The 26036-nt window shown below is 74.8% G+C and carries 16 protein-coding genes; 13 read left to right on the top strand and 3 right to left on the bottom strand.

Annotated elements, in window-relative coordinates; translation table 11 throughout:
* The first annotated feature begins 4 nt into the window (after positions 1-4).
* From OG861_RS11220 to moeZ, 6 genes are all read left to right on the top strand, one after another.
* A complete protein-coding gene (locus tag OG861_RS11220; RefSeq protein WP_329198059.1) occupies positions 5-1264 on the top strand; it encodes a DUF3152 domain-containing protein in 1260 nt (419 codons plus the stop codon).
* 205 nt (positions 1265-1469) lie between these two features.
* On the top strand, positions 1470-3197 hold the full coding sequence (locus tag OG861_RS11215) for a DUF3492 domain-containing protein (protein ID WP_329198061.1): 1728 nt from the start codon (positions 1470-1472) through the stop codon (positions 3195-3197).
* Positions 3194-4090: a hypothetical protein gene (locus OG861_RS11210; protein ID WP_329198063.1), complete on the top strand. Its 897-nt coding sequence runs from the start codon at positions 3194-3196 to the stop codon at positions 4088-4090. Before OG861_RS11215 ends, OG861_RS11210 begins: the two co-directional genes overlap by 4 nt.
* Positions 4091-4190: 100 nt before the next feature.
* Entirely contained in the window at positions 4191-5201 is a 1011-nt protein-coding gene (locus tag OG861_RS11205; RefSeq protein WP_329198065.1) for an NAD-dependent epimerase/dehydratase, read from the top strand.
* Positions 5189-5953 carry a spherulation-specific family 4 protein gene (locus tag OG861_RS11200; protein WP_329198067.1) on the top strand — a complete coding sequence of 255 codons (765 nt, stop codon included), beginning with the start codon at positions 5189-5191 and terminating at the stop codon, positions 5951-5953. Before OG861_RS11205 ends, OG861_RS11200 begins: the two co-directional genes overlap by 13 nt.
* Before the next feature lie 78 nt (positions 5954-6031).
* Complete coding sequence (gene moeZ, locus OG861_RS11195; RefSeq protein ID WP_329198069.1) at positions 6032-7210, top strand: adenylyltransferase/sulfurtransferase MoeZ; 1179 nt, start codon at positions 6032-6034, stop codon at positions 7208-7210.
* A 141-nt stretch (positions 7211-7351) separates the two neighbouring features.
* Here moeZ and OG861_RS11190 read toward each other — a convergent pair whose 3' ends face one another.
* Positions 7352-8950, bottom strand: a complete 1599-nt coding sequence (locus tag OG861_RS11190; RefSeq protein ID WP_329198070.1) for an alpha/beta hydrolase — start codon at positions 8948-8950, stop codon at positions 7352-7354.
* Between the two features lie 93 nt (positions 8951-9043).
* On the opposite strand from OG861_RS11190, the gene OG861_RS11185 reads away from it, so the two are divergent.
* Positions 9044-9739, top strand: a complete 696-nt coding sequence (locus OG861_RS11185; protein ID WP_329198072.1) for a helix-turn-helix domain-containing protein — start codon at positions 9044-9046, stop codon at positions 9737-9739.
* Positions 9740-9837: 98 nt separating this feature from the next.
* Here OG861_RS11185 and OG861_RS11180 read toward each other — a convergent pair whose 3' ends face one another.
* Positions 9838-12663, bottom strand: a complete 2826-nt coding sequence (locus OG861_RS11180) for a lysylphosphatidylglycerol synthase transmembrane domain-containing protein (RefSeq protein WP_329198074.1) — start codon at positions 12661-12663, stop codon at positions 9838-9840.
* A gap of 119 nt (positions 12664-12782) precedes the next feature.
* Between OG861_RS11180 and OG861_RS11175 the strand changes: the two genes are divergently transcribed.
* The 5 genes from OG861_RS11175 to nudC all read left to right on the top strand — a co-directional run bounded on the left by OG861_RS11175 (position 12783) and on the right by nudC (position 23165).
* The gene (locus OG861_RS11175) at positions 12783-13130 is read left to right on the top strand and encodes an MGMT family protein (protein ID WP_329198076.1); all 348 of its coding nucleotides are present in this window, start codon (positions 12783-12785) and stop codon (positions 13128-13130) included.
* A 261-nt stretch (positions 13131-13391) separates the two neighbouring features.
* A complete protein-coding gene (locus tag OG861_RS11170; RefSeq protein ID WP_329202432.1) occupies positions 13392-16940 on the top strand; it encodes a UvrD-helicase domain-containing protein in 3549 nt (1182 codons plus the stop codon).
* A gap of 47 nt (positions 16941-16987) precedes the next feature.
* Positions 16988-20725, top strand: a complete 3738-nt coding sequence (locus OG861_RS11165; RefSeq protein WP_329198078.1) for a UvrD-helicase domain-containing protein — start codon at positions 16988-16990, stop codon at positions 20723-20725.
* A 10-nt stretch (positions 20726-20735) separates the two neighbouring features.
* A complete protein-coding gene (locus OG861_RS11160) occupies positions 20736-22139 on the top strand; it encodes a dipeptidase (RefSeq protein WP_329198080.1) in 1404 nt (467 codons plus the stop codon).
* A 78-nt stretch (positions 22140-22217) separates the two neighbouring features.
* On the top strand, positions 22218-23165 hold the full coding sequence (gene nudC / locus OG861_RS11155; RefSeq protein ID WP_329198081.1) for an NAD(+) diphosphatase: 948 nt from the start codon (positions 22218-22220) through the stop codon (positions 23163-23165).
* 64 nt (positions 23166-23229) lie between these two features.
* On the opposite strand, the gene OG861_RS11150 is transcribed toward nudC, so the two are convergent.
* Positions 23230-23490: a mycoredoxin gene (locus OG861_RS11150; protein WP_329198083.1), complete on the bottom strand. Its 261-nt coding sequence runs from the start codon at positions 23488-23490 to the stop codon at positions 23230-23232.
* A 283-nt stretch (positions 23491-23773) separates the two neighbouring features.
* Here OG861_RS11150 and OG861_RS11145 point away from each other — a divergent pair, with 283 nt between their 5' ends.
* A complete protein-coding gene (locus OG861_RS11145; protein ID WP_329198084.1) occupies positions 23774-25939 on the top strand; it encodes an ATP-dependent DNA helicase UvrD2 in 2166 nt (721 codons plus the stop codon).
* The last annotated feature ends 97 nt before the right edge of the window (positions 25940-26036 follow it).

Raw genomic sequence — 26036 nt, 5'->3', positions numbered from 1 at the left:
ACGCGTGGGACGACATAGTCGCAAGGGCTCCGCCCCCACCAGGCCCGCGCCGCCGGGGGAGTCCGCGCCGGACGAGCGCCCGCGCGAGTCCGTCCGGGTACCGGCGCACGGCGCCCCCTTCGACGCGTTCGGCTCCGGCGCACCGCCGCGCGAGGAGCGGCCGGCCGGGCACCCGGAACAGCGGGAGCCCGGGGGCGCCTGGGGCGCCGGGCCGCCGACCGGCACCGGCACCGTCTACGGGGACTGGCGCGGGGTGCCGCGGGCGCGCGTGGCAGCGCCGCCGCCCGCGCGGGACACCGAGACCCCGGCGTTCGGCACCCCCGCGGTCGGCTTCCCCGGACCCCGTGCGCCGCTCGCCGCGCCGGAGCCCGAACCCGGACCGCAGGCCGAACCCGGACCGCAGGCCGGGACCGGACAGGAGTCCGGGCCCGCGCCCGGGTCCGGCCGCGGCACGAAGATCCGTACCTACACCGGCATGGCCGCGGCGGCGGTGACCACCGTGCTCGCCGTCGTCGTGGCCGGACAAGTGATCGGCCAGGGGGACCGCGATGCCGAGCCGGCCCGGGCCGCCGCGGGCAGCGCGAAGGACCGGCCGGCCACCGGGCAGTCGCCGGCGTCCCGTTCCGAGGGCCGGGCGACGCCCGAGGTGGTTCCGGCGGAGCTGACGTACGAGCAGAAGATGGCCCAGCAGCTGCCGATCGACGCGAAGCTCACCGGTCCCGGCCTCTTCGACACCGTCCCCGGCATCGCCAAGGCCCCGGGCAAGGGGAAGCTGCTGCGCTACCGGGTCGACGTGGAGCAGGGGCTGGGGCTGGACCCGCAGCTGTTCGCGGAGGCGGTGCAACGCACCCTCAACGACCCGCGCAGCTGGGCACACAACGGGGAGATGACCTTCGAGCGGGTACCGGGCGGCGAAGCCGACTTCGTGATCACCCTCGCGAGCCCCGGTACCACGGGCGTCTGGTGCGCCAAGTCCGGGCTGGACACCACCGTCGACAACGTCTCCTGCGACTCCGCGGCCACCGAGCGCGTGATGATCAACGCTTTCCGCTGGGCCCAGGGTTCCCCGACGTACGGCGCGGACCAGATGTTCGCCTACCGCCAGATGCTCATCAACCACGAGGTCGGGCACCGGCTCGGACACGGTCACGTCAACTGCCGGACGCCCGGCGCGCTCGCCCCGATCATGCAGCAGCAGACGAAGTCCCTCGACATCGACGACATCGCCTGCAAGCCCAATCCCTGGGTCTTCCCCGGTAATTGAAACCCGCCGCACGCCCCCGGGCGGGGCCGGCCCTTTTTAGCGTGCTCGAACGCGGGCCGCAGGGGAAAGTTACGACTCTTCACCCCTTCCGGTGGCGCGATGGACAACCGTCCGTCGCGCCTTCGGCATATCGGCTTGAGTTCTCCCGCGGCGGGTCGACGGACCGACGGAGACCGCCTGTAACGGGAGATCGGGGGTGCCACTCGTGCGGATCGGACTGCTCACGGAAGGTGGTTATCCGTATGCGACGGGAGAGGCCGGAGCGTGGTGCGACCGGCTCGTGCGCGGGCTGCCGCAGCACGCGTTCGAGCTCTACGCGCTGAGCCGCAGCGCCGAGCAGGAAGGGCGCGGCCGCGTGCCGCTGCCCGGCAACGTCACCCTGGTGCGGACCGCCCCGCTGTGGGCCCCCGCCGACGACGGACGCGGCCGCTCCCGGCGTGAGCGCCGCCGCTTCGCCGACTGTTTCGGGGACCTCGTCCGCGGAATCTGTGCCGGCGAGCCCGGCCCCTTCGCCGCAGGGCTGTACGGACTGGCCGAACTCGCCCGCGACCAGGGCGGGCTGTACGCCGCCCTGCGCTCGGAAACCGCCGTACGGGCAGTGGAGGCCGGCTGCCGCGCACCGGGTGCGGGCCGTGCCTTACGGGCGGCCCGGGTCCAGGACCTGCTGGAGTTCGTGGACGGACTGGAGCGCCTCCTGCGGCCCTTGTCCCTCGACTGGTACGAGGACCTCGGCCGGGTGGACGTCTGCCACGCCACCGCCGGCGGGACCGCGGCGCTCCCCGGGCTGCTGGCCAAACGCTTCTTCGGGGTCCCGCTGCTGGTCACCGAGTACGGGGTGCGGCTGCGGGCCCACTACCTGGAGCACTCCCCGGACGAGCGGCCCGCCGTACGCGCCCTGCTGGCGGCCTTCCACATCCGCCTGGCCGCCGAGATCTACGCCCGGGCCGACCTGCTGACCCCCGGCAACGCCCACGCCCGCCGCTGGCAGGAGCGGTGCGGGGCCGCGCGGGAGCGGGTGCGCACCGTCCACCCGGGGATGGAGGCGGACCGATTCGCCACCGTCGGGGAGGACCCCGGCTGCGGCGAGGCGGACACCCTCGTGTGGGTCGGCCGGATGGAGCCGGCCAAGGACCTCGTCGCCCTGCTGCACGCGTTCGCCGAGGTGCGCAGGGCCGCGCCGCAGACGCGGCTGCGCATCTTCGCCACCGCCGCCCTCCCCGGCTACCTGGCCGAATGCCGCTCCCTGGCCGCGCAGCTCTTCCCCGACGAGGCCGCCGACGCGCTCACGATGGGGGAGAACCCGGTGACCTTCGAGGAGATCGGCGGACCCGAGGCACCGTCGGCGGCCGACGCCTACGGTGCGGGACGGGTGGTGCTGCTGTCCTCGGTGATCGAGGGCTTCCCGCTCACCCTCGCCGAAGCGATGTTCTGCGGCCGGGCCACCGTCTCCACCGACGTCGGCGCGGTGCGCGAGGTCATCGGCGGGACCGGCCTGGTCGTACCGCCGCGCAACCCCAAGGCCCTGGCCGAGGCCTGCCTGTCGCTGCTGCGGGACCCCGAGCGGGCGCAGCGGCTCGGGGCGGCCGCCCGGGCGCGGGCCCTGGAGCTGTTCACCGTCGAGCAGAACGTGGCCGCGTTCAGGGACGTCTACCTGCTCCTGCTCGCGCAGGGGCCGGCCCGGCCCGAAGGGGGGATCCCCTTCGCCCAGCCGCCGGAGGCGCGGGTGCCGGGGCACTGGACGTCGCCGACCTGGGCGACGGCGCCGCACGACGCCGCGGAGCCGGCGGACCGCGCGCCGGGACGGGATGCCGTGCCCGCGCCGGAACCGGCTCCCGCGCCCGGGCCGGGTCTCGCGCCGGGACCGGATCCGGTGCCCGGGCCCGTGGCCGCACCCCTGGCGGGGTCCGCGTCGGCCGCGGAGGCGGCGGCATGACCCTCGACGACACCGGGCTGCGGCCCGAGCCCGCGGCCGCCCCGCGCCGGCGGGCCGCCGGGGACCCCGTCAAGGCGCTGCTGCACCGCCACCGCGACCTGTGCGAACGCGCCGTCGACCCGCTGGAGATCGCCGCCGGGCTCGAAGCCCACGGCATCACCGACCGCACCGCCGCGCGCTTCCGCCACCGGGACGTCTTCTCCCTCGCCGAGGAGCTCTACGCCCGCACCCCGCGAGGCGAGACCCGGGCCGTGCCGGCCCCGGCCGGCGCCGTCACCCCGGGCGCGCTGCGCCGCTTCGGCTGCGCCCTGCTGCCCGGGGCCGTCGCCCTCGGGGCCGCCGCCGCCCGGCTGCCGTCGGCCGGCGCCGTCGCGGTGGCCGTCACCGTCGCCGCGCTCGTGTGGCCCGGGCGGACCGCCGGGGGGCGGTTCCCCGGCCTGCCGCACCTGCTCGCGGCGGCCGCCGTCGGCTGGGCCGTCCACCGGCACGGCCCCGCCCTCGGTGTCGCCCTCGCCCTGGCCGTCGCCCCCGGACACCTGGCCGCCACCGCCTTCGCGGCCCGCGCCCGGCGCGGCCTGGCCGGGAGCCGCGTCCTGGAGGACTTCGCCGCCGGGGTGCGGCCGCTGCTGGTCGCCGCCGTCGCCGCCTTCACCGCCGCCGCCGCGGGGGCCGCCGTACTCGCCACGGCACCACCGGCCGTGGCCGTCCCGCTCGCGGCGCTGCTCTTCCTGACCCGGCTGCTGCTCGCCCACGGCGCACACCGGGCGCCCGTCGCGGCCGCCCTGGCCGTGGCCCTCGTACCGGTCCCCGCGGCCCCGCTCGCCGCCGCCGCGGGACTCCTCGTACACGCCGTCTTCGCGCTGTCCCGTGCCTCCGCACACGCGCGTCCCTGAGCCTTCGGAAACCGACCCCGGAGCGCCGTACCCCCACCACCCCACCCAGACCAAGGAGAAACAGGATGACCGGCCAGCCAACCAACCAAGGGGCCGCGCGATGAGGGTGCTGCTGATCGGAGCCAACGGATACCTCGGCCGCTACGTCGCCGACCGGCTGCTCGCCGACCCCGCCGTACAGCTCACCGCGCTCGGCCGGGGCGACGACGCCGACGTCCGCTTCGACCTCGCCACCGGCAGCCCGGGGGCCCTCACCCGGTTCCTCGACGCCGTCCACCCGGGCGTCGTCATCAACTGCGCGGGCGCCACCCGCGGCGGCGCCCGGGAGCTGACCCGCCACAACACCGTCGCCGTCGCCACCATCTGCGAGTCGCTGCGCCGCAGCGGCTGCGGGGCCCGGCTCGTCCAGCTCGGCTGCGCCGCCGAGTACGGGCCCAGCCAGCCCGGGTCCTCCACGGCCGAGGACGCCGTCCCGAGACCGGGCGGACCGTACGGCGTCAGCAAGCTGGCCGCGACCGAGCTGGTGCTCGGCTCCGGGCTGGACGCCGTCGTACTGCGGATCTTCTCGCCCGTCGGCCCCGGCACCCCCGCCGGATCCCCCCTCGGCCGGCTCGCCGAAGCCATGAGGCGGGCCATGCAGTCCGGCGACGGCGAACTCAAGCTCAGCGGGCTCGGGGTGCAGCGCGACTTCGTCGACGTACGCGACGTCGCCCGGGCGGTGCACGCGGCCTCCCTCTCCGCCGCCCAGGGCGTCGTCAACATCGGCACCGGCCGCGCGGTCCGGCTGCGCGACGCGGCGGCCGTACTGGCCCGGGTCGCGGGATACGGCGGCTCCCTGCACGAACTCGACGTACCGCACGGCGGCGCGCAGCACCCCCAGGCGCACGGGCACCCGGGACGGCCGCAGGGCCTGCCCGCGATCGGCTCCCCCCGCGCCGAGGCCACGGCCGAGCAACTCGCCGCCGCCCCCCAGCCCCCGTACCCCGACGGATGCGGCAGCTGGCAGCAGGCCGACGTCCGCACCGCCCGCGACCGGCTCGGCTGGCGGCCCCGGATCAACCTGGAGGAGTCCCTGGCCGACATCTGGATGGAGGCGGCGTGCCGCATCTGACGACGCCGCCCCAGGCCGCCGCGACCGGGGCGGGCCGCCTGGGCCTGGGCACCCCCGGGTACGCGCACCCGCTGCTCGCCCCGGTGGAGTGGGCCGAGCTGACCCGTCCCGGGACGCCGCTGCACTGGGCGGTGCTCAACGTCACGGACGGCCCCGGGGGACGGCCCGACGCACACTGCGCGGAGGCGGCCGGGCGGCTGCGCGACGCGGGGGACCCGGGCGGCGCGGGCGGCCGTCTCCTCGGCCATCTCGCCATGCGGGACGGGGCACGGTCCTTCGGGGAGCTGATCGGCGACGCCCACCGCTTCCGCGACTGGTACGGGGTCGGCGGCTTCTACCTGGCCGACACCCCCGCCGACCGGGAGGACCTGCCCGCGGTGCGCCGCGTGGTGGACGCCCTGCGCGGCCTCGGCGACGGGCTCCGCATCGTGCTCGGCCACGGCACCCACCCCTATGAGGGCTACGTCGAGACCGCCGACCAGCTGGTCACCTTCTGCGGCGCCTGGGCCGACTACCGCTGGTCACTGGTGGCGGAGTGGACGGCCGAGTACCCGCCGGAGCTCTTCTGCCACCTGGTGCACGGGGTGCCGCGCACGCACCTGGACGAGGCGCTGCGGATCGCCCGCTGGCAGGGCGCCGGGACGATCTGGTTCACCGACCGGCGCGGCACCGCCGACCGCGACCCCTGGGCGTCGATGCCCGGGTACTGGGACGAAATCGTCTCGCGTATCGGACCGGGTGTCTCGGAATGAAGAAGGGCGTGGCAGTGTTACGGGAGAGAACAACCCACAAATGCTCCCCGCGTCCGCGGGGATGACCCTGGAGTCCCCGTGTCGCTGCCACCCCTGGTCGAGCCAGCAGCTGAGCTCACCGTTGACGAGGTCCGCCGGTACTCGCGTCACCTGATCATCCCCGATGTCGGGATGGACGGCCAGAAGCGCCTCAAGAACGCCAAGGTGCTCGCCGTGGGCGCCGGCGGCCTCGGCTCGCCCGCCCTCATGTACCTGGCCGCGGCCGGCGTCGGCACGCTGGGCATCGTGGAGTTCGACGAGGTCGACGAGTCGAACCTCCAGCGTCAGATCATCCACAGCCAGGCGGACATCGGCCGTTCGAAGGCCGAGTCGGCCCGCGACAGCGTGCTGGGCATCAACCCGTACGTGAACGTGGTCCTTCACGAAGAGCGGCTCGAAGCCGAGAACGTGATGGAGATCTTCAGCCAGTACGACCTCATCGTCGACGGCACGGACAACTTCGCCACCCGCTACCTCGTCAACGACGCCTGCGTGCTGCTGAACAAGCCGTACGTGTGGGGCTCCATCTACCGCTTCGACGGCCAGGCCTCCGTCTTCTGGTCCGAGCACGGGCCCTGCTACCGCTGCCTGTACCCGGAGCCGCCGCCGCCGGGCATGGTCCCGAGCTGCGCCGAGGGCGGCGTGCTGGGCGTGCTCTGCGCGTCCATCGGTTCCATCCAGGTCACCGAGGCGATCAAGGTCCTCACGGGTGTCGGCGAGCCGCTGGTCGGCCGCCTGATGATCTACGACGCCCTGGAGATGCAGTACCGCCAGGTCAAGGTCCGCAAGGACCCCGACTGCGCCGTCTGCGGCCCGAACGCGACCGTCACCGAGCTCATCGACTACGAGGCCTTCTGCGGCGTGGTGTCGGAAGAGGCCCAGGAGGCGGCGGCCGGTTCGACGATCACTCCCAAGCAGCTCAAGGAGTGGATCGACAACGACGAGCCGATCGAGATCATCGACGTCCGCGAGAAGAACGAGTACGAGATCGTCTCGATCCCGGGCGCGAGGCTGATCCCCAAGGGCGAGTTCCTGATGGGCACGGCCCTCCAGGACCTCCCGCAGGACAAGCGCATCGTCTTGCATTGCAAGACGGGTGTCCGCAGTGCGGAAGTCCTCGCGGTCTTGAAGTCCGCGGGCTTCTCCGACGCGGTGCACGTCGGCGGCGGGGTCATCGGCTGGGTCCACCAGATCGAGCCGGAGAAGCCGGTCTACTGACCGTCCACGCAGCCGAGGGGCCGTACCGCGCACGCGCGTGGTACGGCCCCTCGGCGTGTACGGCCACACGGCTGCGGTTGCACGGCCACGGCTGCGACTGCGGCTGCGGCTGGGGCCGGGGCCGGGGCGGCGGTTGGCGGCTCAGGCGTCGTCCGGCTGCTCCGGCAGCGACGGCCGGCCCGACGGGTTCTCACCGGGGGTGCAGACCTTGCCCGCGCCCGGCACCTTCCCGTCCAGCAGGTAGGCGTTCGTCGCCTGCTGCACGCACGGGTCGCCGCTGTTGTACGCGCCGTGCCCCTGGCCCTTGTACGTCAGCTCCACGCCGACGCCGGGGCCGAGCCGCTCCACCATCTTGCGCGCGCCCTCGTACGGGGTAGCCGGGTCGCCGGTGTTGCCGATCACCAGGATCGGGGCGGATCCGCGGGCGGAGACGTCCGGGGTGTCCCAGGCGCCCGCGACCGGCCAGTCCGTGCAGCTCATCAGCGCCCAGCCGAGGAAGTCTCCGAAGACGGGCGAGGCCGAACGGAACTGCGGGAGCTTCGACTTGGTCTGCTCCAGCGTGAAGCGCTGCTTGGAGTCGGCGCAGTTGATCGCCGTGTTCGCCGCGCCGATGTTGCTGTAGCGGCCCTGCTGGTCACGGCCGTTGAGGGCGTCCGACAGCGCCATCAGCAACTGCCCCTGCCCGCCCTCGGCCTCGTCCAGCCCCTGTTCCAGCAGGGGCCAGAGCTCCTTGGAGTAGAGCGCCTGGGCGATGCCGTTGGTGGCGGCGGAATCGGTGAGCTGCCGGCCGGGGAGACCGGGGATCGGCTTGGCCGCCAGCTTCTTCTGGAGCCGGGTGACGTTCTGCTCGACCTCCTTCGCGGTGCTGCCCTGGAGGCGGCAGGCGTCACCGCGGTTCACGCAGTCCTGCGCGAAGTTGCCGAGCGCCAACTGGAAGCCCTTGGCCTGGCCGAGCGCCCCCTGCTCCGAGGTCTGGCTCGGGTCCACGACGGCGTCGAAGACGGCCCGGCCGACGTTCTTCGGGAAGAGGTGGGCGTAGACCCCGCCGAGTTCGGTCCCGTAGGAGATGCCGAAGTAGTTCAGCTTCTCGTCGCCGAGCGCCTGGCGGATCCGGTCCATGTCGCGGGCGGCGTTCTCGGTGCCGACGTAGGGGAGGATCTTGCCGGAGTTCTGCTCGCAGGCCTGCCGGTACCGCTGGATGTTGTCGACGAACGTCTTCTCCTGCTGCGGTGTCGCGGGCGTGGAGTCCGAGGCGTAGTACGCGTCCAGCTGCCGGTCGTTCTCGCAGCGCACGGGGGCGCTGCGGCCCACGCCGCGCGGGTCGAAGCTGACCAGGTCGTAGCGGGAGCGCAGTGCCTCGTACTCCTTGGCTGCGCCCGGGAGGGTGGTGATGCCGGAGCCGCCGGGGCCGCCGAAGTTGAAGAGGAGGGAGCCGATGCGCTTGTCCTTGTCGCGCGCCTTGGCACGGATCAGGGCCAGCTGAATCGTTTCTCCCTCGGGTTTCGCGTAATCGAGGGGTACGTCGAGGGTGGCGCACTGCCAGTCCTTGCCGGGGGCCTGCCCGCCGCCCTCGGCGGCGGTGGGGGCGTCGCACGCCCCCCATTCCAGGGCCTTGGGGGCGTTGCTGCCTGAGGTCGACTTGTCCTTCTCCTTGCCGTCGCCGGAGGAACAGGCGCTGGCGGTGAGCAGCGCGGCGGTGACGGCTGCGGCGGCGGTGACCCGCAGTGCGTGTGTCGGCATGTACCCCATCCTGTGGTCGGACGGGCCGCGGCGCGCGGGTGATGGGCCGTTCGGGGGTGTGCGGAGCGGGCCCGTACGTGGTCACCTGTATCCATGGAACACGCCCAGTGGGTCGGGATCGGCGAAGCCGCCGCCCTGGCCGGTACGACGCCGAACGCCATCCGGCACCTGCACCGGAGCGGGCTGCTGCCGGAGCCCGAGCGGGGCCCGGGCGAGCGGCGCAGGTACGGGTACGAGGACGTCGTCCGGATCCTGTGGGTGCGGGGGATGACCGAACTGGGGACGCCGCCGGCCGAGGTGCGGGCGGCCATGGAGGCCGCGGCGGCCGGGCGGGGCGACCTGCTGACGGAGCTGGAGGCGTCGCTGGAGCGGCACCGGGAGCGTGCCCGGATGCTCCTGTCGACGGTACGCCGCCTGCGGGCGTGCGGGAGCGACCTGCGACTGGTGCCGTCCTCGCCCCCCTCGCCGGCGAGGGCGCACCGCACGACCGCCCTGCACCCGCGGCTGCAGGCGGAGCAGCGGCGGCTGGAGCTGGAGATCGAGGTGCTCTCCGACCCGCAGTTCCCGCCGGACGACCCCCGCGTCGTCGAGCTGGCCCACGACTTCTCGGTCCACCTGCTGGCCCTGGAGGCGGCGGAACGCGCGGCGGACTTCCCGGAGCCGGACTTCATCGACTCCCCGCCCGCCCCCACCGCCCCACTGCCGGCCTCTCTGCCCCTCCCACCCACCATGTCCCCGGCCCTGTCCCGCCTGGCCCGGCTCCTCACGGGCCACCCGGAAACCGGCTGACCCCGGCTCCGGCCCGGCACCGCCTCCCCGGCCGGTCCCGGCCCCGCGCCGGGGCCGGTGGCCCCGGCGCGGGGGGGGGATGCGTAGAAAGTGCGGAGCTAGATGGCTTCCTTGCGGGTCAGGAAGTTGAACGACAGCCAGCCCGGGAGGACCGGGAGCCAGAAGGTCATCAGGCGGAACAGCAGCACCGCCGAGATGGCGACCTCCTTCTCCAGTCCCGCCGCGATCAGGCCCAGCGTCAGGGTCGTCTCCACCGCGCCGATACCGCCCGGCGTCGGCGCCGCCGAACCCAGCGCGTTGCCCGCGAGGAAGACCACCGCGATGCTCGCGTAGCTGATGGCCTGCCCGCCGCCGAACGCGCGGATCGACGCGTCCAGGCACATCACGAAGCACGCCGTCAGCAGCAGCATCCCGCCGATGCCCGTCATCAGCTTCTGCGGCCGCTGGAGCACGTCCAGCATCCGCGGCACCACGCCCGCGAACAGCGCCCGTACCCGTGTCACGACGAACTTCCGCAGGAGCGGCACCGCCGTCACCACCAGCACCAGTACCGCCACCGTCAGCAGACCCGCGATGACCGTCCTGGACGGGGTCATCTCCGGGGTCTTCTCCGTCCCCGTCAGGTAGCCGAAGGACAGCAGCAGCAGGATGTGGCTGGCCAGCCCGAACAGCTGTGAGGCGCCCACGCTCGCCACCGCCAGGCCCGGCCGGACCCCGGCCCGCTGGAGGAACCGGGTGTTCAGCGCGACACCGCCCACCGCCGCCGGGGCCACCAGCTTCACGAACGACCCGGCCACCTGCGCCACCACCGTGCGCGGGAACGACACCCGCTCCGGTACGAACCCCAGCAGGCTCATCGCCGCCGCGAAGTAGCTGAGCGCCGAGAACGCCAGTGCCGCGCCCACCCAGCCCCACCGGGCCTGCCCGATGATGGTCCCGAAGTCCACGTGGGCCAGCTGCGTGAGCAGGAAGTACGCCCCGAACGCCCCCGCGATGAACGAGACCAGCGTGCGCGGCCGGATCCGCTCCAGCCGGGCCGGCTCCACCGGCGCCTGCGGGCGGATCAGCAGCACCTGCCGGCGGATCTGGCTCAGCAGGTCCTCCTCGCGGGCCCCGTCGAGCGCGTCGTCCAGCGCCCGCTTCTCCGCCTTCCGGTCGGCTGCCGGGCTCGCGGCGGAGTCCGCCTCGCGCGCCGCCTTCGCCGCCCGCGAGGACTCCAGTACCGCCTCCCGCTCCCGGTCGGCCCGCTCCCGCGCCAGCCTGCGCAGCGTCGCCCGGGTGGAGCGGCTCAGCGCGATCGGCTGGAGCAGCGGCAGGCAGTCCGCCACCGCGTCCGGGCCGAGCACCGACACCGCCGAGGCGACCGACCGCTCCGCGCCCACCCGCAGGCCGAGCGTGGTCAGCAGCTGTGCGATGTCCATCCGCAGGACCAGGTCGCCGGCCGCGATCTCGCCGCCCCGCAGGTCGGTGAGGATGACATTGCCGGAACGATCCACCACCAGCGCGTCCCCGGTGAGCCGCCGGTGCGCGATCCGCCGCGACTGCAGCGCCCGCACCTGCTCCCACGCGTTGCGCGTCAGCTCGTCGGTGATCTCCTCGTCGTGGAGGGAGTCCAGCGTCCGGCCGCCCAGGTGCTCGTACACGAGCATCACGGCGTCCGGCCCGAGTTCGGAGGTCGCGATCAGCTTCGGCGCGTTGGCGCCGGCCGCGATGGCGGCGTACGCGAGGAGGGCCTCCTGCTCCAGGGCCTGGCGCAGCGACTGCAGGCTGCGCCGGGTCGTGATGCCGCGCAGGGTGAGCCGGCGCCAGACCCGGTAGAAGAAGCCCTGCGCCTGCTGCTCCCGGTCGACGACGGTGACGTCCAGCGGCGGCCCGTCCTCCAGCGTCACGTGGTACCGGCGGCCCCGGTCGCTGACCTCGGAGGCCTCGGCGCCGTCCGGCGCCTCGGCGCGCATCGCGCTGACCGGCTGGAAGCCGACCCGGCGGAGCCCAGCCAGCAGGTTCTGCCCGGTGGGGCGGACGTTCGGGGAGCCGACCGCGTACAGCGTCCCGTACGCCACGCTCCAGCCGATCAGCACCGTCAGGATGATCGAGAAGGGCGTCGTGTAGCCGCTGACCAGCATCGCGAAGGCGTCGAGCAGCAGGACCACCCACAGCGCGACCCGCCAGCGCGGTCGCCGGGTCATCCCGACGGCGGTCATGTACGCGATGACGGGGGCGAGGTAGCCGTGCACCGGGTCGGTGAGGGTGCCGCCGACGCCGGTGGCGCGGGTGAGGGCGTCCTGGATCGTCCCCGGCGCGGCCTGGGAGACCCAGAGGTCGGTGGCGAGGGTGACGCCGTGCGCGAGGACCGCGGCCAGTACGCCGTCGGCGATGCGCAGGCCGTCGCGCTTGATCAGCCGTTCGATGGCGAAGGCGACGGGCACGAGCAGAACGGCGATGCTCGACACCAGACCGGCGACCTTGATCAGTACGTCGGGCGCCTGGCCGGTGCCGTTGGAGATGTCCTGTTCGAGGCCGGCGGTGGTGCCGTGGGCGAAGGCGGAGATGCCGAGGACGATGGCGATGCCGAGGATGCCGACCAGCAGGCGGACGAGGTCGGAGGGCCGGTGGACGCGGGCGGCGAGGAGCGGCTCGTCGACCTCCACCCGGTCGGCGTCCGTCGGGGTGTGGCCGTGCGGGCGCTCGGGGCTGTCGAGGCCGTCGTCGTCACCGTCGTCCCGGGCAGCGGGGATGTCGTCGGGCCGGCCGTGACCGCCGTCGGGGCCGCCGTCGCCACCTTTGCCGACGGGCTCCGGGCCCGGCTCCCGGCGGTCGTCGCGGGGCGTGTCTGGGCGTGCGCCGTCGTTCGACGTCGCGCCGTCCGGAGGGCTCACACCCTGCTCCTTCGCCGTCACTTCCGTCTCTTCTTGATCACGTATCACCAGTCACCGCCCGGAAGATGGTGGCACGGACCGGCGTGCGTGCGGGGCAGCAGGGTGCGCGCCGGTGCGGAAGGAAACCTTCCACGGCCCTGTCGGTGGAGTGCGGCACCATGGTCCGGATGAGCGCAGAACTGCCCGAGTACGCGGAGCGGGTGCTGGAGGTGGCCGAGCGGATTCCGCCCGGCCGGGTGATGACGTACGGGGACGTCGCGGAGTGGCTCGGCGTGGGCGGACCACGCCAAGTCGGCCGCGTCATGGCCCTGTACGGCGGCGCCGTGCCCTGGTGGCGCGTGGTGCGCGCGGACGGCCGGCCGCTGCCGGGCAGCGAGCACCGGGCCCTGGAGCACTACCGGGCCGAGGGCACACCGCTGCGCGAGGGCGCCGGCGGCGAGCCGCGGCTGGTGATGCGGCGGGCGCGCTGGGACGGCCGGGACGGACGTGACGGAGGCGACGAGGCTCACATCTGACAGCTTCGGCCATTCGTGGCCCGGGCGGGAGGTCGAAGGCTCGTACGGAGGACGGCACGAGGGGTCGGCGGCGCGCCCTGCGTACCGCGCCGGTGCCCGCGGGACGACTGCGGCGGGCGGTGCCGGTGGCGTAGCGTTGCCTCTTCGGCCGTCCCGCCCGGCGCCGCCGCGAGCGACGCCCCGGACGCACCGCCCGGCGCATCCGCGCCAGCCGAACCACCCGTACCGCCCGCAGACCCACCAGGACCGGCACCCCACGTGATCACCTCCCCCTCCGACCGCTCTGAGCGGCGCACGCGTGCCTCCGACGCGTACCGCCTGGTGCGCACCGGGCCGGAACGGGTGGCTCCCCCTGTCCTGGACGCAGCGCAACGCGCGGTGGTTGAGCACACCCGGGGACCTCTGCTGGTGCTGGCCGGGCCGGGCACCGGCAAGACCACCACGCTGATCGAGGCGGCGGCCGCCCGGGTCGAGGCGGGGACCGACCCGGCCCGCATCCTGATCCTGACCTTCAGCCGCAAGGCGGCCGTCGAGCTGCGCGACCGGGCCGCCCTGCGGCTCGGCGGCGCCCGCGCCCCGCAGGCCACCACCTTCCACTCCTTCTGCTACGGCCTGGTCCGCGCCCACCAGGACACCGACCTGTTCGCCGACCCCCTGCGGCTGCTGTCCGGGCCGGAGCAGGACGTGATGGTCCGCACCCTGCTGGAGGGCCAGCGCCGGATCCGCTCCATCCGCTGGCCGGACGACCTGCGGGCCGCGCTGACCACCCGGGGGTTCGCGGACGAGGTCCGGGCCGTCCTGGCCCGCGCGCGGGAGCTGGGCCTGGGACCGGACGCCCTGTCGGACTTCGCCGACCGCATCGGCCGCCCCGACTGGAAGGCGGCCGCCGCGTTCCTCTCCGAGTACCTCGACGTCCTGGACCTCCAAGGCGCCCTGGACTACGCGGAGCTCCTGCACCGCGCCGTGCTCCTCGCGGAGCGCACGCCGGCACTGGCCTGCGCGTACGACGTGATCTACGTCGACGAGTACCAGGACACGGACGCCTCGCAGCTGCGGCTGCTGCGCGCGCTGAACGGGCCGGGCGGCACGCTGGTCGCCTTCGGCGACCCGGACCAGTCGATCTACGCGTTCCGGGGCGCCGACATCAACAACATCCTCGACTTCGAGGGCTCCTTCCCGGGGGCGGAGGTACGGGCCCTGACGGTCGGCCGCCGCTCGGGCTCCGCCCTGCTGGCCGCCACCCGCCTGCTCACCACCCGCATGCCGGTGCCGCGCCTGCCGTCGGCCGCCGTCCGGGCGCACCGGGCGCTGCAGCCCGTACGGGAGGGGGGCCGGGTGGAGGTGTACACGTACCCGACGGCCGGCGCCGAGCTCGACAACATCGCCGACATCCTGCGGCGGGCCCACCTGGAGGACGGCGTGCCGTGGCGGGACATGGCCGTCCTGGTCCGCGCGGGCGGCCGCACGCTCCCGGCGATGCGCCGCGCGCTGATCTCGGCGGGGGTCCCGGCGGAGACGGACGGCTCGGACACCCCCCTCCGCCACGAGCCGGCCGTCGCCCCCCTCCTGACCGCCCTCCGCCTCACCGCGACGGCCGCCGCCTCGGCCGCCCCCGCGGCGCTGCCCGGCCAGGGCGAGGAGCCCGTCAGCACCCCGGCCGCCGGCTCCGTCGGTACCCCGGCCGCCGATTCCGGTGGGCCGGCGGCCGGCGTCCCGGCCCCGGCGGACTCCGGCGGCCACCCCCTTGCCGCCGTCCCGGCGCAGCCGGTCGCGGCTCCGGCCGGCCCGGGGGCGGGCTCGACCGTGGCCTGCGGTGCCGACGACGCCGACGCGGCCGGCCGCAGCGCCTTGGCCGAGCCGGCCGGTCCCACCGCCGGGCCGGGCGAGGGCCCCGCCCCGTCCGGCGACGCCGCCGATCCGGAGGCGGCCGGCGCGGGGTGGGTCGGTGTCGAGGCGGCCGTGGCGTTGCTGGGGTCGCCGCTCGGGGGGATGGACGCGGCCGACCTGCGCCGGCTCGGGCGGGCGCTGCGGGACGAGGAGCGGGCCGCCGGGGTCGCCGTGCCCGCGCCCTCCGACGTGCTGCTCGCGCGCGCCCTCGCCGAGCCCGAGCGGCTCGTCGCCCACGACCCCGCCTACGCCCGCGGAGCGCAACGCCTCGGCCTGCTCCTGCGCAAGGCCCGCGAACTCCTCGAAGGCGGCGGCACCGCCGAAGAGGCCCTCTGGCTCCTCTGGGACGGCACCCCCTGGCCCCAGCGCCTCGAACGCAGCGCCCGCCGCGGCGGCGCCGCAGGCCGCAACGCCGACCGCGACCTCGACGCCGTCTGCGCCCTCTTCGACACCGCCGCCCGCGCGGAGGAACGCACCGGCGGCCGCGGCGCCCTCAACTTCCTCGAACAGCTCGAAGCCGAGGACATCGCCGCCGACACCCTCACCCGCAAGGCCCACCGCCGCGACGCCGTCCGGCTGATGACCGCCCACCGCTCCAAGGGCCTCGAATGGGGCCTCGTGGTCGTCGCCGGCGTCCAGGAAGGGCTCTGGCCCGACCTCCGCCGCCGCGGCTCCCTCCTGGAGGCCGACCGCATCGGCCGCGACGGCCTCGCCGACCCGCTCACCCCCGGCGCGCTCCTCGCCGAGGAGCGCCGGCTCTTCTACGTCGCCACCACCCGCGCCCGCCACCGCCTCGTCGTCACCGCCGTCAAGGCCCCCGCCGAGGACGGCGACCAGCCCTCCCGTTTCCTCACCGAACTCGGCGTACCGGTCAAGGACGTCACCGGCCGCCCCCGCCGCCCCCTCTCCGTCCCCGCGCTCGTCGCGGAACTCCGCGCCACCACCGTCGACCCCGAGGCCTCCGAGGCGATGCGCGACGCCGCCGCCCGGCGCCTCGCCCGCCTCGCCGCCCTCACCGACGACGAGGGCCGCCCCCTGGTCCCCGCCGCGCACCCGCAGCGCTGGTGGGGCCTGTACGAACCCACCCGCAGCAGCGTCCCGCTGCGCGACCGCGACCGGCCCGTCGCCCTGTCCGGCAGCGCCCTGGACCAGCTCGCCAACACCTGCTCCCTCCAGTGGTTCCTCGGCCGCGAGGTCAAGGCCGACGCCCCCTCCACCGCCGCCCAGGGCTTCGGCAACGTCGTCCACGTCCTCGCCGACGAAGTCGCCTCCGGCCGGACCCCCGCCGACCTCGCCGTCCTGATGGAACGCCTCGACTCCGTCTGGGACGCCCTCGCCTTCGACGCCCCCTGGAAGTCCCGCCAGGAGAAGGACAACGCCCGCGCCGCCCTCGAACGCTTCCTGCGCTGGCACGCCACCGACCGGGGCGGCAGGGCGGCCGTGGCCACCGAGCACGACTTCGACGTCACGCTCGAAGCGGGCGACTTCGCCGTTCGCATCCGGGGTTCCATGGACCGGGTCGAATCCGACCCCCAGGGGCGTGCGTACGTCGTCGACTTCAAGACCGGCAAGGCCGCGCCCACCAAGGACGAGGTCGCGCGGCACCCCCAGCTCGCCGTCTACCAGCTCGCGGTCCGAGGGGGTGCCGTCGACGAGGTCTTCGACGGCCGACGCCCCGAACCCGGCGGCGCCGAGCTCGTGCAGCTGCGCCAGGGCGCCGCCAAGCGCGACGGCGGCGACGAGGTGCCGAAGGTCCAGGCGCAGCCGCCGCCGGACGGCGAGTGGGCCACCGACCTGCTCGCCACCGCCGCCGGCCGGGTGCTGGACGAGCGCTTCACGCCCACTACCGGCCAGCACTGCGACCACTGCTCCTTCCGCAGCGCGTGCAGCGCCCGCCCGGAGGGCCGTCACACCGTGGAATGACGGTCCGGGCGGCGGGGGCTGTCAGTGCGGGCGGCTAGCCTTTCGGGGTGTCCGCGCGTCCGTCCGGCCCACCGGCCCTCACCGATCCCGAGCAGCTCAAGGAGCTCCTCGGGATCCCCTTCACGCCGGAACAGCTGGCCTGTGCGACCGCCCCGGCCGCCCCCCAGGTCATCGTCGCCGGAGCCGGCTCCGGCAAGACCACCGTCATGGCCGCGCGCGTGGTGTGGCTGGTCGGCACCGGCGCGGTCGCCCCCGAACAGGTCCTCGGCCTGACCTTCACCAACAAGGCCGCCGGCGAGCTCGCGGAGCGCGTGCGCAAGGCCCTCGCCGGCGCCGGCATCAGCGACCCGGACCCTTCCCCGGACCCGTCCTCGGGCTCCGCCCCGGCCGAGGGCGGCGCGGCCGCCGGCGAGCCCCGCATCTCCACCTACCACTCCTTCGCCGGACAGCTCCTCAAGGACCACGGCCTGCGCATCGGCCTGGAACCCAGCTCCCGGCTGCTCGCGGACGCCACCCGCTTCCAGCTCGCCGCCCGCGTGCTGCGCGAGGCCCCCGGCCCGTACCCGTCGCTGACGAAATCCCTGCCCGACCTGGTCAGCGACCTGCTCGCGCTCGACGCCGAGCTGTCCGAGCACCTGGTCGGCCCCGAGGAACTGCGTACGTACGACACCCGGCTCCTGGACGAACTCGCCGGCACCAGACTCACCAACGACGACCTGCGCAAGGTCCCCGAGGCGGTGCGCGGCCGGCTCGAACTGCTGGAGCTGACCGAGCGCTACCGCGAAGCCAAACGCTCCCGGGACCTGTACGACTTCAGCGACCAGATGGCCCTCTCCGCGCGGCTCGCCACCACCCGGCCCGAGGTGGGGGCGCTGCTGCGCGAGGAGTTCCGGGTCGTCCTGCTCGACGAGTACCAGGACACCTCCGTCGCGCAGCGGCTGCTGCTGTCCGCACTGTTCGGCGCCGGCACGGGGCACGCCGTGACCGCCGTCGGCGACCCCTGCCAGGCGATCTACGGCTGGCGCGGCGCCTCCGTCGCCAACCTCGACGACTTCCCCGAGCACTTCCCGAACGCGGACGGCAGCCCCGCCACCCGGTACTCCCTCAGCGAGAACCGGCGCAGCGGCGGACGGCTGCTCGACCTGGCCAACGGCCTCGCCGCGCCCCTGCGCGCCATGCACGAGGGCGTCGAGGCGCTGCGGCCCGCGCCGGGGGAGGAGCGGGCCGGCTCGGTCCGCTGCGCCCTGCTGCCCACGCACGCGGAGGAACTGGAGTGGCTCGGCGACTCCGTCGCGCACCTGGTCCGTACCGGGACGGCGCCGGGCGAGATCGCGGTGCTGTGCCGCTCGGCCGGGGACTTCGCGCGGATCCAGGCGGTACTGGTGGCCCGCGAGGTGCCGGTCGAGGTGGTCGGGCTGTCCGGCCTGCTGCACCTGCCCGAGGTCGCGGACCTGGTCGCGGTGTGCGAGGTGCTCCAGGACCCGGGGGCCAACGCCCCGCTGGTGCGCCTGCTGACCGGCCCGCGCTGGCGGATCGGCGCCCGCGACCTGGCGCTGCTGGGGCGGCGGGCGCGGCAGCTGGTCGGCCGCGCGCCCGGTGCGGTGGATCCCGACGAGCGCCTCGCGGCGGCCGTCGAGGGCGTGGACCCGGTGGAGGTCATCTCGCTCGCGGACGCGCTGGAGACGTTCCTGGACTCCGCCGGGGCCGTCCCGGGCGAGGACCTGCCGTTCTCCGCGGAGGCCCGGGTCCGCTTCGCGTACCTCGCGCAGGAGCTGCGCGACCTGCGGCGTTCGCTCGCCGACCCGCTGATGGACGTACTGCACCGGGTGCTGGCGGTGACCGGGCTGGAGGTGGAGCTGTCCGCCTCCCCGCACGCGCTGGCCGCCCGGCGGCGCGAGACGCTGTCCGGGTTCCTGGACGTCGCGGCCGGGTTCGCCTCGCTGGACGGAGAGGCGTCGCTGCTGGCGTTCCTCGCCTTCCTGCGCACGGCCGCGCAGTACGAGAAGGGCCTGGACCACGCCCTGCCGGGCGGGGAGAACACGGTCAAGGTGCTGACGGCCCACAAGTCCAAGGGGCTGGAGTGGGACGTGGTGGTCGTACCGGGCCTGTGCGCGGGGGCGTTCCCGAAGGAGAAGCCGCCGGAGGCCTGGACCTCGTACGCGAAGGTCCTGCCGTACGCGCTGCGCGGCGACGCCGCGACCCTGCCGGCGGATCCGGCGTGGACCTCGGCGGGCCTCAAGTCGTTCAAGGCCGGGCTGAAAGAGCACAAGGCGGTGGAGGAACTCCGCCTGGGGTACGTGACGTTCACGCGGCCGCGCTCGCTCCTGCTGGCCTCCGGGCACTGGTGGGGCCCGACGCAGAAGAAGCCGCGGGGGCCGTCGGCCTTCCTGGAGGCCCTGTACGCGCACTGCGAGGCGGGCCACGGGGAGATCGAGGCCTGGGCGGACGAGCCGGAGCGCGACGCGGAGAACCCGGCCCTGACGGCCGCCGCGAGCGCGGACCACGCCTGGCCGCTCCCGTTGGACCCGGCCTCGCTGGCGCGTCGCCGCCGCGCGGCGGCCCTGGTGGAGTCCCACCTCTCGACCGCCCACCTCTGGCCCCCGCACTGCGAGGAGCCGTCCTACGACGACCCCCCGTGGCCGGACCCGGACCTGGACCTGGAGCCTGGCCTGGACCTGGACCCGGACCTGGACCCGGACCGGGACCCCGTTCCGGACCCGGACCCGGAGCCGGGCCCGGGCCAGGACCCCGACCCGGGCGCCGCCGCCCCCGAGCTCCCGCGCCCCCGGACCGCCCTGCCCGGCCCCCGGACCGCCCCCGCCGAGGACCTCTGGGAGGCCGAGGCCTGGGCCACCGCGCCCGCGGACGACCTGTGGCCGCAGGCCCCTCCGGCGGGGCCCTCGCCCCGTGCCGCACACGGCGAAGCGCCACGGCCCGGCTCCGCCGTACCCGCCGACGGCCCCGGGCCCTGGGCCGGCCCCCGCGCGCCCGGCGAGGATCCGTGGCCGGAGGCCCCCGCCCGGGCCCAGGGCCCCGGCGGGGGCGGCGCGCAAGCGCCGGGAGCCGAAGAGGCGCGGACCGTGGCCTCCTGGGACCGGGATCTCGACGCGCTCGAAGGCGAGCTCCGCCGTGCCCGTACGGCGGTGCGCGACGTCGAGCTGCCGGCCTCCCTCTCCGCCAGCCAGCTGCTGCGCCTCGCCGCCGACGAGGAGGGCTTCGCCCGCGAGCTCGCCCGCCCCATGCCCAAGCCGCCCCAGCCCGCCGCGCGCCAGGGCACCCGCTTCCACGCCTGGGTCGAGTCCCGCTTCGACGAGCTCCCGCTGCCCCTCCTCGACGTCCTCGACCCCGCCACCGAGCTCCCCGGCGCCGCCTCCGACCAGGACATCGCCGACGAGGCCGACCTCGCCTCCCTCAAGGCCGCCTTCGAGCGCAGCGAGTTCGCCGACCGCACCCCGCACCGGATGGAGGCCCCGGTCCAGCTCACCCTCGCCGGCCGCGTCGTCCGCGGCCGGATCGACGCGGTCTACAAGAACCCCGACGGCTCGTACGAGATCGTCGACTGGAAGACCGGCCGGACCACCGAGGCCGACCCCCTCCAGCTCGCCGTCTACCGCCTGGCCTGGGCCGAGGCCACCCGGACCCCGCTCGACCGGGTCTCCGCCGCGTTCCTCCACGTCCGCAGCGGGCGCGTGATCCGTCCCCGCGACCTGCCCGACAGGGCCCGTCTTGAGCGGATCCTCCAAGGCACATCGGGCACGGACGGCGCCCCCCAGGCGGACGGTTAGGCTCGTAGGCATGAGCGAAAACCCGGCGGACAGCGTCGTCCGCACGTACATCGACACCCACCGCGCCGCCTTCCTGGCCGACCTCGCGGAGTGGCTGCGCATCCCGTCCGTCTCGGCCCAGCCCGAGCACGCGGGCGATGTACGGGCCAGTGCCGAATGGCTCGCCGCCAAGCTCAAGGAGACCGGCTTCCCGGTCGCCGAGGTCCTGGAAACCCCGGGCGCCCCCGCCGTTTTCGCACAGTGGCCGAGCGCCGACCCGGACGCCCCCACCGTCCTCGTCTACGGGCACCACGACGTGCAGCCCGCCGCCCGCGAGGACGGCTGGCACACCGACCCGTTCGAGCCGGTCGTCAAGGACGGCCGGATGTACGGGCGCGGCGCGGCCGACGACAAGGGCCAGGTGTTCTTCCACACCCTCGGGGTGCGCGCACACCTCGCCGCCACCGGCGCCGACGCCCCCGCCGTGCACCTCAAGCTCCTCATCGAGGGCGAGGAGGAGTCCGGCTCCGTCAACTTCCGGGCCCTGGTCGAGCGCGAGGCCGCCCGCCTCGCCGCCGATGTCGTGATCGTCTCCGACACCGGCATGTGGTCGGAGACCACCCCCACCGTCTGCACCGGCATGCGCGGCGTCGCGGACTGCGAGATCGACTTCCACGGACCCGACCAGGACATCCACTCCGGCGCCTTCGGCGGGGCCGTGCCCAACCCGGCCACCGCCGCCGCCCGCCTCGTCGCCGCGCTGCACGACGCGGACGGCCGGGTCACCATCCCCGGCTTCTACGACGGCATCGCCGAGCTCAGCGACGCCGAACGCCGGCTGATCGCCGAGCTGCCCTTCGACGAGGCGCAGTGGCTGCGCACCGCCAAGTCGCACGTGGCCGCCGGCGAGAAGGGCTACTCGACGCTGGAGCGCGTCTGGGCCCGCCCGACCGCCGAGGTCAACGGCATCGGCGGCGGCTACCAGGGGCCCGGCGGCAAGACCATCGTGCCCGCCTCCGCCCACGTGAAGCTTTCGTTCCGCCTGGTGTCGGGGCAGGACCCGTACGAGGTCGAGGCCGCCGTCCGGGACTGGGTCGCGGCCCGGGTCCCCGAGGGGATCCGGCACTCCATCGTCTTCGGCGCCCCGACGCGGCCGTGCCTGACCCCGCTGGACCACCCCGCCCTGCAGTCCGTCGTACGGGCCATGGGCCGCGCCTTCGGTCAGCCGGTCCTGTTCACGCGCGAGGGCGGCTCCGGCCCCGCCGCCGACCTCCAGGACGTCCTGGACGCCCCGGTCCTCTTCCTCGGCATCTCCGTCCCGTCGGACGGCTGGCACTCGCCGAACGAGAAGGTCGAGCTGGACCTGCTCTTCAAGGGCGTGGAGACGGCCGCCTACCTCTGGGGGGACCTCGCCGCCCACGGGAAGCCCGCCTGAGGGACCGGACCACACGAAGCCACCCGCCTGCCCACACCCGCGCCGCCTGCCTAGCCCGCCTGTCCACCACCGGGGGAGTTGGAAGTACCTGTGAGCACCCGTACCGAGCGCCCGCTCTCGCTCGCCGCGCCCAGCGGCATCGACCGCGCCGCGCACCACCGCCTCGACGAGGCCTGGCTCGCCGCCGCCTGGAGCCACCCGACGACCCGCGTCTTCGTCGTCTCCGGCGGCCAGGTCCTGATCGACGACACCCCCGACGGCGGCACGGGCATCGTGATGACCCCCGCCTTCGAGGCCCCCGTCACCCAGACCCACCGTTACTTCCTGGGCACCGACGAGGACGGCGTACGGTACTTCGCGCTGCAGAAGGACTCCCTGCCGGGCCGCATGGACCAGTCGGCGCGCGCGGCCGGGCTGCGGGAGGCGGGGCTGCTGCTGTCGCCGCGCGACGCCGGGCTGATGGTGCACGCGGTGGCGCTGGAGAACTGGCAGCGGATGCACCGTTTCTGCTCCCGCTGCGGCGAGCGCACCGTCGTGGCGGCGGCCGGGCACATCCGGCGCTGCCCGGGCTGCGGCGCCGAGCACTACCCGCGCACCGACCCGGCGGTGATCATGCTGGTCACCGACGAGCAGGACCGCGCGCTGCTGGGCCGCCAGGTGCACTGGCCGGAGGGCCGTTTCTCGACGCTGGCCGGGTTCGTGGAGCCGGGCGAGTCCATCGAGCAGTCGGTGATCCGCGAGGTGTGGGAGGAGGCGGGCGTCAAGGTGGGCGAGGTCGAGTACGTCGCCAGCCAGCCCTGGCCGTTCCCGTACAGCCTGATGCTCGGGTTCACGGCGCGCGCCGTCACCTCGGAGATCACGGTGGACGGCGAGGAGATCCAGGAGGCCCGCTGGTTCTCCCGCGAGGACCTGCGCGGGGCGATCGAGTCGGGTGAGGTGCTCCCGCCGTCGGGGATCTCCATCGCGGCCCGGCTGGTCGAGCTCTGGTACGGCGAGCCGCTGCCGCGGCCCGCGGCCCGGCCGTAACGTTCGTCACAGCGGAAGGCCCCCGCCGCGGCGGGGGCCTTCCTGCGTGCGGTGCGCGGTCCGGTCAGACGGCGAGGGCCTGCTTGACCTGGGCCAGGCTCGGGTTCGTCATGACGGACTCGTTGCCCGTGGCGGACTTCACGAGCACGGTCGGAACGGTCTGGTTGCCACCGTTCGCCTGCTCCACGAAGGCCGCGGACGCCGGGTCGAGCTCGATGTTGATCTCGTCGTACGCGATGCCTTCCCGGTCCAGCTGGGTCTTCAGCCGGCGGCAGTAGCCGCACCAGGTCGTGCTGTACATCGTGACGGAACCCGTGTCCTGCATGCTGCGCTCTCCTTCGTGGGGCTCGGTGGTCCGAGTACTCGAACGTACGCGACCGCCCCGCCATTCCCGGACGAGCGCCCCGCCCGCCCCGGCCGCTGCGCCCGCCCCGGCCGCTGCGCCCGCTGCGGACGGAGCCGGGGCGAAGCCGGGGTGGAGGCGCAGGTGGGGCCGTGGGCGGGACCGCGGGCGGGGCGGCGGGTAGGGCTTCGGATAAGTACGACGGATACCGGCGGCCTGTGGACAACGTTCCCGCCCGGCACACCGGACCTGGCAGCATGGCGGGGTGACATCAGCAACGCACTCCTCATCCTTCCCGTCCGGCGCCGACTCGGCCGACGCGGTGCTCCAGGGCCTCGACCCGGAGCAGCGCGAGGTCGCGACGACCCTGCGCGGGCCGGTGTGCGTGCTCGCCGGAGCCGGTACGGGCAAGACCCGCGCCATCACCCACCGCATCGCCTACGGTGTCGCCTCGGGGCAGCTCATGCCCGCCAGCGTGCTGGCCGTCACCTTCACCAACCGCGCGGCCGGCGAGATGCGCGGCCGGCTGCGCACCCTGGGCGCGGGCGGGGTACAGGCCCGGACCTTCCATGCCGCCGCCCTGCGCCAGCTCCAGTACTTCTGGCCCCGGGCCATCGGCGGGGAGGTGCCCCGGCTGCTGGAGCGCAAGATCCAGTTCGTGGCCGAGGCGGGGTCGCGCTGCCGCATCCGCCTCGACCGGGGCGAGCTGCGCGACGTCACCGGCGAGATCGAGTGGGCCAAGGTCACCCAGACCGTCCCCGCCGACTACCCGGCGGCCGCCCTCAAGGCGGGCCGCGAGGCGCCCCGGGACATGGCGGAGATCGCCCAGATCTACGGCACCTACGAGCAGCTCAAGCGCGACCGGAACATGATCGACTTCGAGGACGTGCTGCTCCTCACCGTCGGCATCCTCCAGGACCGCCACGACATCGCCGCGCAGATCCGCGCCCAGTACCAGCACTTCGTGGTGGACGAGTACCAGGACGTCAGCCCGCTCCAGCAGCGCCTGCTGGACCTGTGGCTCGGCGACCGCGACAGCCTCTGCGTCGTCGGCGACGCCAGCCAGACCATCTACTCCTTCACCGGCGCCACCCCCGACCACCTGCTGAACTTCCGCGCCAAGTACCCGCAGGCCACCCTGGTCAAGCTGATCCGCGACTACCGCTCGACCCCCCAGGTGGTCCACCTCGCCAACGGCCTGCTGAACCAGGCCAAGGGCCGGGCCGCCGAACACCGGCTGGAGCTGGTCTCCCAGCGCGAGCCCGGCCCCGACCCGGTCTACGCCGAGTACCCCGACGAGCCCGCCGAGGCCGAGGGCGTCGCCGCCCGCATCCGTGACCTGATCGCCGCCGGGGTCCCGGCCGGCGAGATCGCGGTCCTCTACCGCATCAACGCCCAGTCCGAGGTCTACGAGCAGGCCCTCGCCGACGCCGGGGTGCCCTACCAGCTGCGCGGCGCCGAACGCTTCTTCGAGCGGGCCGAGGTCCAGAAGGCGATCCTCGCGCTGCGCGGCGCCGCCCGCTCCGGTGGCAACGACCCGCTGCTCGAAGACGTCGTGGAGCTGGGCTCCCAGGTCCGTGCGGTGCTCAGCTCCACCGGCTGGACCAGCGAGCCGCCCGCCGGCTCCGGAGCCGTCCGCGACCAGTGGGAATCGGTGGCCGCGCTGGTCCGTCTCGCCGAGGACTTCGCCCGCAGCCGCCCCGGCGCCACCCTGGCCGAGCTCACCGTCGAGCTGGAGGAACGCAAGGCCGCCCAGCACGCGCCGACCGTGCAGGGCGTCACCCTCGCCTCGCTGCACGCCGCGAAGGGCCTGGAGTGGGACGCGGTGTTCCTCGTGGGCCTCACCGACGGCATGATGCCGATCACCTACGCCAAGACCGATGAGCAGGTCGAGGAGGAACGCCGGCTGCTGTACGTCGGCGTCACCCGGGCGCGGCTGCACCTGACGCTCTCCTGGGGCCTGTCCCGCGCGCCCGGCGGGCGGGCCTCCCGGCGCCCCAGCCGGTTCCTGAACGGCCTGCGGCCCGGCTCGCCGGCCCCCGGAGCCAAGGCGGGCGCCGCGGGCGAGCGGGCGGCCCGCAAACGCGGCCGCCGCGGCCCGGTGCTGTGCCGGGTCTGCGGCAAGACCCTCACCGAGGCGGGCGAGCTCAAACTGATGCGCTGCGAGGACTGCCCGTCCGACATGGACGAGGGCCTGTACGAGCGGCTGCGGGAGTGGCGTGCGGCCCAGGCGAAGGAGCAGGGCCTGCCGGCCTACTGCGTCTTCACCGACAAGACGCTGATGGCGATCGCGGAGGCCGGGCCGTCCGAGGAGGGCGAGCTCTCGATGATCTCCGGAGTGGGCGGCCGCAAGCTCGAGCGGTACGGAGCCGACGTGCTGGCCATCTGCGCAGGCCAGGAGCCGGAGGGCGAGGATTCTGACGACGCGTAGAAACTCGTCGGAAAAATAGTTTGCACATGCCCAGCGGATCCCCATAGGTTCTTAGCAACGGAAACGGTGGCTTCTCCGAAGCCCCTGATCCGTGCTG

The sequence above is a fragment of the Streptomyces sp. NBC_00539 genome (genome assembly GCF_036346105.1).
Taxonomy (GTDB): Bacteria; Actinomycetota; Actinomycetes; order Streptomycetales; family Streptomycetaceae; genus Streptomyces.
The sequence above is the reverse complement of the archived record's forward strand: the minus strand, read 5'-3'. Positions and strand labels throughout refer to the sequence as shown.

What these genes read in the sequence shown, in the direction of transcription:
- OG861_RS11175 (WP_329198076.1), top strand. Translation starts at nt 12,783, where the DNA reads ATGAGCGCAGAACTGCCCGAGTACGCGGAGCGGGTGCTGGAGGTGGCC.
- OG861_RS11185 (WP_329198072.1), top strand. Translation starts at nt 9,044, where the DNA reads ATGGAACACGCCCAGTGGGTCGGGATCGGCGAAGCCGCCGCCCTGGCC.
- OG861_RS11210 (WP_329198063.1), top strand. Translation starts at nt 3,194, where the DNA reads ATGACCCTCGACGACACCGGGCTGCGGCCCGAGCCCGCGGCCGCCCCG.
- OG861_RS11190 (WP_329198070.1), bottom strand. Translation starts at nt 8,950, where the DNA reads ATGCCGACACACGCACTGCGGGTCACCGCCGCCGCAGCCGTCACCGCC.
- OG861_RS11150 (WP_329198083.1), bottom strand. Translation starts at nt 23,490, where the DNA reads ATGCAGGACACGGGTTCCGTCACGATGTACAGCACGACCTGGTGCGGC.
- OG861_RS11205 (WP_329198065.1), top strand. Translation starts at nt 4,191, where the DNA reads ATGAGGGTGCTGCTGATCGGAGCCAACGGATACCTCGGCCGCTACGTC.
- OG861_RS11160 (WP_329198080.1), top strand. Translation starts at nt 20,736, where the DNA reads ATGAGCGAAAACCCGGCGGACAGCGTCGTCCGCACGTACATCGACACC.